This is a genomic window from Aeromicrobium phoceense (assembly GCF_013868155.1).
GTDB lineage: Bacteria > Actinomycetota > Actinomycetes > Propionibacteriales > Nocardioidaceae > Aeromicrobium > Aeromicrobium phoceense.
Genome location: NZ_JACEOG010000001.1, coordinates 414,492 through 426,417, shown reverse-complemented (window position 1 = coordinate 426,417; position 11,926 = coordinate 414,492). Strand labels below are relative to the sequence as shown.

Here is an 11,926-nt window from a genome sequence, read left to right as displayed (position 1 = left end):
GTCGTCCCAGTAGGCTCGCGGCGTGCATGCAGGCGATGGCGTGACGACGCCGCGGTTCTCACTTCTGACCACCGTCGAGGACGCGAGCCGTGAGGCGTTCGACCTCACGGCGGCGTCCGTACGCGGGCAGCGCCTGCGGGACTGGCAGTGGGTGGTGGTCCACGGTCCCGCGGCGGCGTCCGAGGTCGTCGACGCCCTGCGCGAGGCGGCCGCGGCCGAGCCGAGGATCGTCACGGTGGAGTCCGCGGCGGGCCCGTCCGCGGGCCTGGACGCCGCGACCGGTGACTTCGTCGGCCTGCTCGACCTCGGTGACGAGCTGACGGCCCAGGCCCTCGTGGTCGTGGCGAAGGCCGTCGACGCCGCCGGCGACGAGCTCGACGTGGTGTACAGCGACCACGACGAGCCCGCGCCCGACGGTTCCGGGCGCCGACCGTACTTCAAGCCCGACTGGTCGCCGGAACGGCTGCTGCACCACGCCTACGTGGGACGTCTCAGCGTCCTGCGTCGCAGCTCCCTCCTCGCCGCGGGCGGCTTCTCGCCCGACAGCGGACCGGCCGCCGGGCTCGACGCGCTCCTGCGGGTCAGCGAGCGCGGCGGCGACGTGCGGCACGTGCAGCGCGTCCTCTACCGCCGGAACGGGGGACCCGAGCACGAGGCCGCGGACGCCGTCCCCGTCGTGCAGGCCCACCTCGACCGCGTCGGGATCGAGGCCACCGTGACGGTGTCGGAGGCGCCGGGGCTGCTGCGCATCGTCCGCTGTCCCGACGTCACGACGCCCACCTCGATCATCATCCCGACGATCGGCACCTCGGGGGAGGTCTGGGGTGCCCACCGCAACCTCGTCACCGAGACCGTGCGCACGGTGGCCGAGCACACGCGCCACACCGACCTCGAGTTCGTGATCGTCTACGACCGTCCCACGCCGGAGGAGGTGCTCGAGGAGCTGCGCGCGCTCCGCGAGAGCCACGGCCTGCGGATCCGGCTCGTCGTCTTCACGGAGAAGTTCAACTTCAGCGCCAAGTGCAACGTCGGGGCGGCCTACGCGGCCGGTGACGTCCTCGTCTTCCTCAACGACGACATGGCGGCGCGCAGCGACGAGGTCATCGAGACGCTCATCGCCCCGCTGCGCGAGCCCGGCGTGGGCGCGACCGGTGCCAAGCTCTTCTTCGAGGACGGCACCGTGCAGCACGGCGGGGTCCGCTTCGGCAGCGGCTTCCTGTCCGATCCGTACCGCACCGCCGCCGAGGACGCCCCCGGCGAGCTGGGCGAGCTGCAGGTCAATCGCGAGGTCACGGCGCTGACGGGTGCGTGCGTGGCGGTGCGGCGCGACGTGTTCGAGGAGGTGGGCGGCTTCAGCGAGCGGTTCCCGATGAACTTCAACGACGTCGACTTCGGGCTCAAGACGAGCCGCGCCGGACTGCGGTCGCTGTGGCTGCACGAGGTCAGCCTGTGGCACTTCGAGTCCGTCACGCGCGACAACGCCGTCCGCCCGTGGGAGTTCGCGCGGCTCGAGAACCGCTGGGGACGGCGCAAGGCCGTGCGGGAGCGCTACTCCAACAACGTGCGCTGACGGGCCTCAGCGACGTCGCAGCCGGCGCCGGACACGACCTGCCGTGCGCCGGAGCGCACCGGAGGCGGGTGCCGGCGGGGCCGCGGGCTTCTCCAGCTCGCGCACCTGCGCGCGCAGGCGCTTGACCATCCCCTGCAGCCGCCGAGTCTCCGCCGCAGCCACGGCGGCCGTGGTCTCGAGCCCGATGATGCGGTCGCGCTCGACCAGCTGCGCGCGCCAGGCGGCGGTCATCACGTGCTCGGCATCGGGGCCCGGACGCACCCAGCGCGGGTCCTTGCCGACGACCAGCTCGGGCGTCGTGGGCACCTCGCCGGCGCGCGGGGGACGGACGGCGAGCTGGAACTGGTAGACCATCGCATCGGGCTGGGTCCGGATCCACGCCAGCACGCCGGTCGGCAGGGCGTGGGGGTCCACGTCCACCTCGACCCCCAGCGGGTCCGCCGTGGTGCCGCGCAGCTCGTCGGTCACCAGGCCCGCGTCGGCGACCATCTGCAGCAGGCCCTCGCGGGAGAAGAACCGGATGTGGGTGTGGTCGAGCAGGCCGGTGTCGGTCGTGCGCCAGCGGCCCTGCAGCAGCGCCAGCCGCAGCGAGCCGTGGGTGACGTTCGGGATCGAGATGACGATGCGGCCGCCGGGAGCCAGCAGGCGCGCGCTGTCGGCGAGCACACTGACGGGGTCCATGACGTGCTCGAGCACGTCGGCGAAGATGATCGCGTCGAAGGAGCCCGCCTCGAAGTGCCCGCTCAGGGGCGCCGCATCGAGGTCGCCCACGACGACCGACTCCAGGTGCTCCGCGGCGATCGCGGCGGCCTCGGCGTCGAGCTCGAAACCGCTCACCCGGCAGCCGCGCTCGATCAGGACGCGGCCGAGGTCACCGGCCCAGCAGCCCACGTCCAGCACGCGGTGGGCGTCGCCGAGCAGATCGATCACCTGAGCGTGGCTCGTGTTCAGGTTCGTCGGGTCGATCTCGACGGCGTAGTGCGACATGTGCGGTCAACTCTCTGTTCGACAGGCGGGGGGTCAGCTGCCGTAAAGGGACTTCACCCGGGCCACGACACGAGCGGAGGCCCGGTCGTCGACGTGGTCGAAGAAGAGCCGACGCCGCCAGGCGTAGTCCTCCTCCTGGTCGGGCGTCAGCGGATCGAAGAAGCCGTCGAGCGCTGCGGCGAGGTCGTCGAAGGTCTCGCACACGGGCCCGGGAAGAACCTGGCTCAGATCATAGAACAGCCCGCGCTCCTGCTGGGCGTAGCGATCCAGGTCGTACGCGAAGCTGGCCATGGGCCGTCCGGTCAGCATGAAGTCGACGAGGCAGCTGGAGTAGTCGCTGACGAGGCCGTCGGCGCTGCGGTAGAGCACCTCGAGGTCGGGGTAGCGCCGGCTGGACACGTCGATGGCCCCGAGGGGCGCCAGCTGGTGCCAGTAGGTCTTGGCCGAGTCGGCCATGTGCTCGCGGACGCCGAGCACGGCGTCGTGGCGGTACATCCAGTCCTGGAGCCACGCGAGCTCCTCGGGGCTGAACCGGTAGTACGCCTCGTCCTGCGCGTCCTTGAAGGTCGGCAGGAACAGCACCAGCCTGCGCCCCTGCGTGTCCTCCTCGAGCCGGCGCACGGACTCGGCGAGGTCGGCCGGGAGGCGTTCGGGCTCGCACCGGATGTAGTCGTTGCGCGGCAGCCCGGTGGGCCACATGTCGGCGTGGGCCAGGGGCCAGAAGGCCGACCGCATCGTGAGGGAGTCGAGCCGACTGGAGGTGACCACGGCGCGGGTGGCCGCGTGCTCGCGGCCCTCGGCCCGCTCCAGCTCGGGCGGCGGATCGATCATCGCCGAGCCGAAGCGCTTGAGCGGGATCCCGTGCCACAGGTTGACGAAGTTGTGGGTGATCGGGGAGACCGGCCAGTGCCCGTTGATCCGGGGTCCGTGCTTGACGAAGATCTGGCGCGACCTGACGAGGTGGTGCTGGCCCTCGCGGCTCATCAGCGGGACGGTGACGACGTTCTGGCCGGGCAGGTCGATCCGGCGCGAGCGGGTCAGGATGATCTTCTTGATCGACGGGTCGTGGGCGACCTCGTCGAACAGGGCTCGCTCGTTGCCCGAGAGCGTGTGGGAGTACGCGCACACGGGGAACGCCCACCAGTGGTCGAACTTGGGCGCCCAGCGGTCCTCGGTGCGGAAGCGCGCCCACGCCCAGGGCTCGTGGTAGTCGACGGTGCCGTCGGGGCGGGTCGTGATCGAGAGGCTGTGCCGCAGCTGGTCGTCCGCGCTGACCCGGAGCAGGTTGCGCTCGAAGGACTCGACGTCGGCGCCCGGAACGAGGTCGAGGATCCGCTCCTTCCAGCCGGCGAGATCGGGCGTGCGCCGCGGGTTCTCCGAGATCAGGTTGCGCTTGAGCAGCGGGAACCCCTGGGCGACGACGTCCCAGTAGTCGGCCGTGTAGGCCGGCAGGTAGGGGTAGAGGCCGTCGACGATCGTCGCGAAGTCGAAGCCGTGGGTCAGCAGGTACCGGCTCAGGCCGATCTCGTACTTGAGGATGACCAACGGCTTCTTCGCCTGGCGTCGGACCGAGTCGATCCGCGCGCGGAACCCCGGGTCGGCGACGACCGGGCGGCGGAAGACGAGGAAGTACGAGCTCAGGTGCAGGTGGTCGAGCGGGTCGATCTCGTTGGCGACGCGCCAGCGCTCCTTCGCCTCCGCCAGCGGCAGGGGAGTGTCGTCGCCGTGGTCGCGGGAGTAGGGCCGCTTCGTGGCGTGCAGGCCCCACCAGTCGCCGGGGGTGGCGTCCATCCGCGCGAACACCTCGTCGAGGGGCCGCACCAGGTAGGCGCTGTCGTTCGCGAACACGACCTCGTCGTACGTCTCGAGGACGTCCCAGCCGACGAGGTCCTGGGCGAGCATCGACCACGAGCCGAAGTCGTAGCGGCCGTGCCGGATGGCCCAGGCCCCACGGGTCACGTCGGCCAGCTTCTCCAGCTCGCCGGGCGCCATCGTGGAGTCGGCCAGGTAGTAGACGTCGGCGTGCCGCGACAGCTCGGTGACGTAGGCGACGACGTGGTCGTCGACGATGCCGTCGGGGTCGTAGCCCACGAAGAGGCAGACCCGCCGGACCGCCTGGCCGGGCTCGAACGTCGTGGGCGGTCGCACGTCGTGGGCGGGCGGCAGGGTGGGCAGGCCCTGGTGCCGCCCCGAGACCAGGTGGTGCACCAGCGGGTTGACGTCCTCGCGCGTCGGGTCGAGGTGCTCGTTCCAGTACCACCACAGGTCGAAGTCGATCCGCGGGTTGACCAGCTGCTTCCAGCCGGTGCCGCAGTAGTGCTTGTAAGGTCCGGTCTGGGCGGCCCGCACCACTGACTGCGAGCGCCGGTAGGCCTTGACGTCGAGCGCCTTCGCGCGCTTGACGAGGGCGATCTCGCAGGCCAGCACGACTGGCTCAGAGGCGGGCGCGGCCGTGTCCGGGGCCGGCGACAGTCCCGAGGACAGCACCTCGTCGAGCAGTGCCTGCGCGGCCTCGGCGGACTCGCTCCGGGCCGCGTCCCACCGCGCGGCGAAGGCGACCCAGGCCAGGGCGAACTCGTCGTGCGTCATGCGGCACCCCCCTCGAGCTCGAGGCGCAGGCGCTCGACGGCCCGCTCCGTGCTGCGTCCGTCGAGGTGGTCGATCAGCAGGTCGCGGGTGCGCCGGTAGCGCCGCGAGGGCTCGGTCGAGTCGAGGGCGTGCGAGAGCGCCGCGTGGAAGGAGTCGAAGTCGCGGCAGACGGGTCCGGGGAACAGGTGCTCGAGGTCGAACAGCAGCGAGTCGGCCACGTCGTCGAGGTCGTGGGCGAAGCTGACGACGGGACGGCCGGTGGCCATGAAGTCGAGCCCGATGCCGTCGTGGTCGGTGACCAGGAGGTCGGTGGCGCGCAGCACGGCCTGGGTGCGGCCGAACCGCTGCGCCGACAGGTCGAGCGCCGATCCGGCGAACCTCCGCAGGTAGGCGCGCTCGAGGTCGCCCCGGAGGTCGCGGATCCCCCACACGGCGTCGTTCGACTCCGCCCACGTGACGAGCGCGTCGATCTCGCGCGGGGAGTACGGGTACGGCTTCGCCGACCCCGTGGAGGACCGGCGCGTCGTGGCCAGCAGCACGAGGCGGCGTCCGCGCAGGAGGTCACGGACGCCCTGCTCCTGGGCGGCGACCTCGGCCGGAGGCACCTCGGCGACGAGATGGTCGTGGGCCGGGATGCCGGTCAGCCAGGCCTCGGTGAACCGCGCGGGCCAGTGGGCCGCGAGTGTGGCCGATCGGTCGACGGCCGACGCGGTCAGCACTCCGCTGATCGCCTGGCGCGGGATCTGGTGCAGCATCTCGAGCGGCCCGGTGTCGGAGGGGTGGACGTCGCCCGGGTGGTCGGCCGGCTTGAGCATCCGGGCGGTGGCCGAGAGCGACAGTCCCTCGCGCACCGCGACGACGACGTGGCGCTCGGGCAGACCCGCGAGGCCGAGCGTGCGGTAGGGCCGCTCCTTCACCAGGATGACGCCGGCGCCCAGCAGCGCCTCGCGTCCCTGCGGGCTGCGCTGGGGGAGCCGGGTCACGTTGCGACCGGGCACGTCGAGGCGCGCGGACCGCGTGAGGACGATCTTCTCGATCTCGGGGTCGTCGCCGACGAGGTCGAGGATCGCGCGGCTGTTGTCGGGCAGCTCGCCCGTGGCGGGGTCGACGACGAACACCCAGCGGTCGGGCCGGCGCGGCGCCGCGGTGTCGGCCTTCTTGAACTGGCGGGGCGTCATCGGCGTGGGCACGACGACCTCGCCGTCGGGGCCGGTGTGGATCGAGAAGCTGCGCTGCAGCAGGTCGTCGGGAGCCGTGCGGAGCAGGTTCTCCTCGAACACCTCCACGGGAGCGTCGGGCGCGACCTCCAGGAGCCGCTCCTTCCACCGCGAGATCTCGGGCACGTCGTAGTGGTTCTGGTACAGCAGGAACCGCTTCAGGACGGGGAACCCCTCACCGATCATGTGGAACGCCCACGGCGTGAAGATCGGGTGGAAGGGATAGAGGTGCGGCACGAACGTCGAGAAGCGGTGGCCGTGGCCGATCAGCAGGTGGGTCAGCCCGATCTCGTACTTCTGGATCACCAGGCGCTTCGAGCGCTGCGCGGTGACGCTCTCGACGAGCTTGCGGAAGACCGGGCTGTCGAGCACGGGACGCCGGAAGGCCAGGAAGTAGGAGCCGACGAGGAAGTCGTACGTCACGGATTCCTCGAACCGGTCGAGCAGCTCCTCGCGCACCGTGTCGAGCGGGATCGGGTCGGGGAACGCGTTCTCGGGGACGTCGCGCGTCATCGCGATGCCCTTCGTGGCCTGCAGGCCCCACCAGTCGCACGCCTGGGCGTCCATCCGCCCGAACACCGCGTCGAGCGGCCGCACCAGGTAGGACGAGTCGTTGACGAACAGGACCTCGTCGTTCTGCTCGAGCCGCTCCCAGCCGACGAGCTCGCTGGCGAGCATCGCGTAGGAGCCGAAGTCGTAGGCGCCGTGGCGGATCGCCCAGGCGTCGTGCGCGACCTCGCGCAGCTTGGCCAGCTCGGCGTCGGGGAGGTACCCGTCGAAGAGGCAGAAGACGTCGCTGAACCGGGCCAGCTCGCGCAGCAGGAGCAGGGCCGCCTCGTCGACGACCCCCTCGGTGTCGAAGCCGGCGAAGAGGGTCGCGCGGCGCACCGGCCGGTCGGTGGGCAGCACCGCACCGGGGCCCGCGGCGGTGGTCGCCGGCCGGGTGGACAGTCCCGCATCACGACCGACGAGCGCGTAGTGGACGAGGGGGTTGATCGTCTCCTCGGCCGGGTCGAGGTGGTTGGCCCAGTACCACCACACGTCGAAGTCGGCGTTCGGCTTGCGCAGCTGCTTCCATCCCGTGGTGCAGAAGTGCTCGAGCAGGTCGGTGACGGTGTCGGGCAGCTCGGGCAGGGAGAGCGCGTAGTACGCCTCGTCGAAGTACGGGGCGACGGCGGCCGTCTCGGCCTGGAGTCTGCCGCGTTCGGACATCGTCTCGAGCGCGGCCAGGTCGTCGGCGGTCACTGGTGCGTGCGGAGGTGGTTGAGGAGGGGATTGGCCTTCTTGCGCGCGACGAGCGGGTGCTTCGCGAGGTAGCGCCTGGTGCTGAAGTCGGGTCCCGGGTCCTTGCCCTCTGCGGCGCCGTGCCGCAGGTAGTGCAGCGCCGGGCTCAGGCCGGTGGTCACGACCTCGGGGTAGGCCCGCAGGTACCAGGCCCCGTCGAACAGGGCGGAGGCGCGCAGCTCGGTGACGTCCTCGATCTCCTCGCCCGTGGCTGCGTTGGGCATCACACGACGCTTCAGCCAGCCCTTCGGGCCGCTGGTCTGCCGCTCCTCGGCCGTCAGCCGGGCGTCGAGGACACGGGAGATCTCCAGGGACTGCTCCCGGGCCCGGTCGTGCTCGGCCTCGCGCTCGGCGCAGGCCTCGTGCTGCTCGCGCAGGGAGGCGAGTTCGCGACGGCACCGCTCGAGCTCGGACCGGAGTTCGGCGTCCTCGTCGACGTCTGAATACACCCGCGCGTCCCCCTGTCGTGTCGGCCCCGTCATCATAACTGCTGGGGGACACCGCCCGTCCTCCGTCATCTCCGCGCAGGAGATGTCCGCCCGACCAGGCCAGGGAGCACACCCATGACGGACACGACGTCGCGAGAGCGGACCGGGGCCACCCCGGTCGAGCGCGTCACGCGCGCCGTCGTCGTGCTCGGCTTCGTCCTGCTCGTCGCGCTGACGTTCGGTCCGGCGCTGTTCGGCTTCGGGGTCTTCCTCGACGTCGACTTCCTCCGGGCGTACTGGCCGTTCACCGCGACCGGCGCTGTTCCGGCGGGAGCGATGTGGTGCCGCGGCGACACGTTCGACGCCCTGTACCCCGCGATCGTCAACACCGTCGAGTCCGCCCGGAGCGGGGTGTGGCCGACGTGGACGCCCTACGAGGTCGGCGGGGCACCCATGGCGTCGTTGCCGAACCACACGGTGCTCAGCCCCGTCACCTGGCCGTTCTGGGTGCTGCCGAGCCACGTGGCGCCGGCGTGGGTGAAGCTCACCGAGCTCGTCATCGTCGTGGTGGGGATGGTGGCCCTGCTGGGCCGCTGGGGTGTCCGTCGCAGCGCGGGCCTGCTCGCCGGCTTCGTGTTCTTCACGTGCGGCTTCATGTTGATGTGGACGAACTGGCCCCACACGCGCGTGGCCGTGTTCATCCCGCTGCTGCTCTGGGCGCTGGACCGGGTCGTGGTGGAGCGTCGCGCGCGCGACGTCGCCTGGGTCGGCCTCGTCGTGGCGAGCATGCTGCTGGGTGGCTTCCCGGCGGTGACGCTCTTCGCACTGACGACCGGCGCCGTCTACGTGCTGGTGGTGGGATGGCGCCAGCAGGGCACCCGCGCGACGGTCCTCGCGTACGCCGGCGCGGCGGGTGGCGTGGTGCTGGGCGTGGCCCTGGCGGCGGTCCAGATCCTGCCCTTCGTGATGAACCTCCAGACCGTGCTGGCCGGACGGGAGCCGCGCGAGGCGTCCCCGAGTGAGCTGCTCGTGACGAGCGTGGCACCACGGGCGTGGGGCACGTGCGTCGACAACGCGCGCTGGAGCAGCACCAACCCGATCGAGGGCATCGCCTACGTCGGCGTCGGCGCCGTGCTCCTCGTGCTGACGCTCCTCGTGCTGGGGCGCAGCGCCCGCGTCCGCCCGGGGGTCGTGGCGCTCATTTCGGTGCTCCTGGCCGCCTGGGTCTGGCTGACGTGGTTCGGCGGGGCGCCGCTGGACCTGCTGCAGCAGCTGCCGGGATTCGACACGAACAAGATCGGCCGCGCGACCTCCATCGTCGGGTTCCTGGTGGCCCTCGCGGCTGCCTTCGGCCTCGACCGGCTGATGTCGGACGACGACGGACCGGGTCCCCGTCCCGAGCGCCGGCGTCTTCCCCTCGTGGGCCGCCTCGCGGTGGGCGCCGTCCTCGCGCTCGGTGCCCTCTACGTCGGGTGGCGGGTGCACGAGGTCGCCGCCATCACGGGCGCCACGGGCCTCGTCAGGGACCAGCTCGTCGCGCCCGCGATCTGGGCCCTCGCCGGCGTCGCCGTCCTGGCCGCGGGACTCCTCAGCCGCCGGGTGCGTCCGTTCGTCCCGCTCGCCCTGGTCGTGATCGTCATCGTCCAGGCCGTCGTGTTCGCGCGGCACGTCTGGCCACTCAGCGACCGCAGCAACCTGTACCCCGTGACGGAGGCCCACGAGTTCCTCCAGGCGAACATCGGCGCCGATCGCTACGCCAGCGGTGGCATGTGGGGCTACCCGGCCACGTCCGACTACTACAAGCTCCGGACGCCGGTGGGACACGAGTTCACCGCGCCGGCCTGGATGCAGTTGCTCCAGGCGGTGTCGCCCGACACCCAGGTGACGCGGACCTACACCCGCTTCGCCGACCTCCCCACCCCCGAGATCGGCGACGACCCGCTCCTGGACCAGTTCTCCGTGAAGTACTGGGCCGTCCGGCCCAGCCAGATCGTCGGCAGGGCCGACGATCCGTCCGGCGAGCGCTCGGGGACCGTGACCCTCGGCGACGAGGAACGGGCGTCCTGCGAGCTGCCGGCGGGACCGCTGCGCGGTGTCGTCCTGTCCCTCGACCGGACCGTTCCGCTGGAGGACGACGACCGGGTCCAGGCGCACGTCCGGGTCACGGCCGGGGGCGAGGTGGTGGAGGGCGCTCGCGCCTTCAACACGACGATGGAGGACGGCCAGCTGCGCATCGGTGTGGCCGGTGAGGACCTGCCCTCCTCGGATGACGCCGAGGTCGAGGTGTGGTTCTCCGGCGCGCCCCGCGCGGTCGAGCTCGACGCGACCGCCGACGGACTCTCGTGCCGCGCCCTGCGCCCGGACGATGACGGCCTCAAGCTCGTGCACGTCGACGCCGGCTCGCTGGTCTACGAGCGGTCGACCTCGCTGCCGAGAATCCGCTGGGCGGGCGAGAGCCGCGTGGTGGAGTCCGCCGACGAGCGGCTCGAGCTGCTGGGGGAGGGCGTGCCCGCCGACCGCGTGCTGCTGGACGAGCCGGGCCCGTTCGAGGCCGAGGGCTCGAGCGCCCGCGTCGACACCGTCCGCGATGACGCGGGATCGATCGAGGTCGAGGTCGACGCCGACGGCGACGGCTACCTCGTCGTGGGCGACTCGATCCTCCGCGAGGGCTGGGAGGCCACCGTCGACGGGGAGCCGGTCGACCTCGTGGCCGCCAACCACGCCTTCGCGGCCGTGCCGGTGCCCGACGGCCGCCACACGGTGGAGCTGGCGTACCGGGCACCCGGACTGGCGCCAGGCCTGGCGATCAGCGCGGGAGCCGCGCTGCTCACGGCCGGTGTCTTCGTCGTCCCGCTGGTCCGGCGACGGACGAGGTCACGCGGCGACGCGGTGGATGACCAGCTGGATGCCCGCGAGGAGTAGGTCGACCAGCGTCGCCAGGCAGCGCACGACCAGCGCCACGACGAGCGCCGTGGACGTCGGCATCGATCCGGCGAGTGCCAGCACCAGCACGGCGTCGCGGACGCCCGCGCCGGCCGGCAGGAAGAACGCGGCCATTCCCAGCGTGTACGCCAGGGCGTAGCCGACGATCGAGGGCGCCAGGGTCTCCACCGGGTCACCGTCGAGGCCGATGACGATGAACCACACCTGCAGCCCCAGCAGCAGCCAGGTGAGGCACTGCCACGCGGTGGCCTTGAGCAGGGACCTCCAGCCGATCGCCTCAGGGAGGGGCTCGCGCCGCGCGAGGCGGAGCAGCCGGTTGAGCACGCGGTCCAGCAGCCGCGGGTGGATCGCGACGTAGAGCAGGGGCAGGACGAGGACGAGCCACCAGAACCGGTGGCGCAGCTCGGGGGTGACCCACGGCATCAGCGCCACGGCGACCGTGATCCCGGCGACGCCGGAGATCACCAGCGCCAGCACGCCCAGCACGGCGGCGGACCGCCGCGGGACCCGGTGCTCGCGCCCCATCTCCATCTGGGCCACGATCGACCAGAGGCTGCCCGGGACGTACTTGCCGAGCTGGCTCACGAAGAAGATGTGCGCCGAGATCCTCAGGCCCAGGCGCGATCCCAGACCCGCGAGGAGCTCGCGCCAGACCTGCAGGGACGCCAGCATGCCCAGCACCGCGAACACCGACGCCGCGGCCACGGTCCATGGCGGGATGCGCTCGAGGTCCTCGGCGATCGCCTGGTAGTTGCGGGTGATGGCCACGACGGCCAGGGCCAGCATCACGACGAGCGCCGCTCGGCGAGCCCACGCACGGGCGCCGCTGCGCTTCTCGCCCGTCGGGGCAGGCCCCACCGGCTGCGCGTCCACGTGCTGAGGCTAGCAACCGCTCGACAGGGCGGACC

At 72.0% G+C, this 11,926-nt stretch carries 7 protein-coding genes; 2 read left to right on the top strand and 5 right to left on the bottom strand.

Annotated elements, in window-relative coordinates; translation table 11 throughout:
• Positions 1 to 22 precede the first annotated feature (22 nt).
• Positions 23 to 1,570 (top strand): glycosyltransferase, encoded by a 1,548-nt coding sequence (locus tag H1W00_RS16935; RefSeq protein WP_181753195.1) that lies wholly within the window; start codon positions 23 to 25, stop codon positions 1,568 to 1,570.
• A gap of 6 nt (positions 1,571 to 1,576) precedes the next feature.
• Here the strand turns inward: H1W00_RS16935 and H1W00_RS02055 are convergent, their stop codons facing one another.
• From H1W00_RS02055 to H1W00_RS16365, 4 genes are read right to left on the bottom strand one after another with little or no spacing between them, the layout of a single operon-like run.
• On the bottom strand, positions 1,577 to 2,557 hold the full coding sequence (locus H1W00_RS02055) for a class I SAM-dependent methyltransferase (protein ID WP_181753193.1): 981 nt from the start codon (positions 2,555 to 2,557) through the stop codon (positions 1,577 to 1,579).
• 33 nt (positions 2,558 to 2,590) lie between these two features.
• The gene (locus H1W00_RS02050; RefSeq protein ID WP_181753191.1) at positions 2,591 to 5,146 is read right to left on the bottom strand and encodes a CDP-glycerol glycerophosphotransferase family protein; all 2,556 of its coding nucleotides are present in this window, start codon (positions 5,144 to 5,146) and stop codon (positions 2,591 to 2,593) included.
• Positions 5,143 to 7,608 carry a CDP-glycerol glycerophosphotransferase family protein gene (locus H1W00_RS02045; RefSeq protein ID WP_181753190.1) on the bottom strand — a complete coding sequence of 822 codons (2,466 nt, stop codon included), beginning with the start codon at positions 7,606 to 7,608 and terminating at the stop codon, positions 5,143 to 5,145. The genes H1W00_RS02050 and H1W00_RS02045 overlap by 4 nt, the downstream gene beginning before the upstream one ends.
• Complete coding sequence (locus tag H1W00_RS16365; RefSeq protein ID WP_241732806.1) at positions 7,605 to 8,096, bottom strand: hypothetical protein; 492 nt, start codon at positions 8,094 to 8,096, stop codon at positions 7,605 to 7,607. Before H1W00_RS16365 ends, H1W00_RS02045 begins: the two co-directional genes overlap by 4 nt.
• A 114-nt stretch (positions 8,097 to 8,210) precedes the next feature.
• On the opposite strand from H1W00_RS16365, the gene H1W00_RS02035 reads away from it, so the two are divergent.
• Positions 8,211 to 10,997 carry a YfhO family protein gene (locus tag H1W00_RS02035; RefSeq protein ID WP_181753188.1) on the top strand — a complete coding sequence of 929 codons (2,787 nt, stop codon included), beginning with the start codon at positions 8,211 to 8,213 and terminating at the stop codon, positions 10,995 to 10,997.
• Here the strand turns inward: H1W00_RS02035 and H1W00_RS02030 are convergent.
• On the bottom strand, positions 10,950 to 11,891 hold the full coding sequence (locus tag H1W00_RS02030; protein WP_181753186.1) for a lysylphosphatidylglycerol synthase domain-containing protein: 942 nt from the start codon (positions 11,889 to 11,891) through the stop codon (positions 10,950 to 10,952). The two genes, H1W00_RS02035 and H1W00_RS02030, sit on opposite strands and share 48 nt — an antisense overlap.
• Positions 11,892 to 11,926: the final 35 nt, after the last annotated feature.

Bases quoted from the DNA above. Each gene is read 5' to 3' on its own strand.
- H1W00_RS02055 (WP_181753193.1), bottom strand. From the start codon at position 2,557: ATGTCGCACTACGCCGTCGAGATCGACCCGACGAACCTGAACACGAGC.
- H1W00_RS02050 (WP_181753191.1), bottom strand. From the start codon at position 5,146: ATGACGCACGACGAGTTCGCCCTGGCCTGGGTCGCCTTCGCCGCGCGG.
- H1W00_RS02035 (WP_181753188.1), top strand. From the start codon at position 8,211: ATGACGGACACGACGTCGCGAGAGCGGACCGGGGCCACCCCGGTCGAG.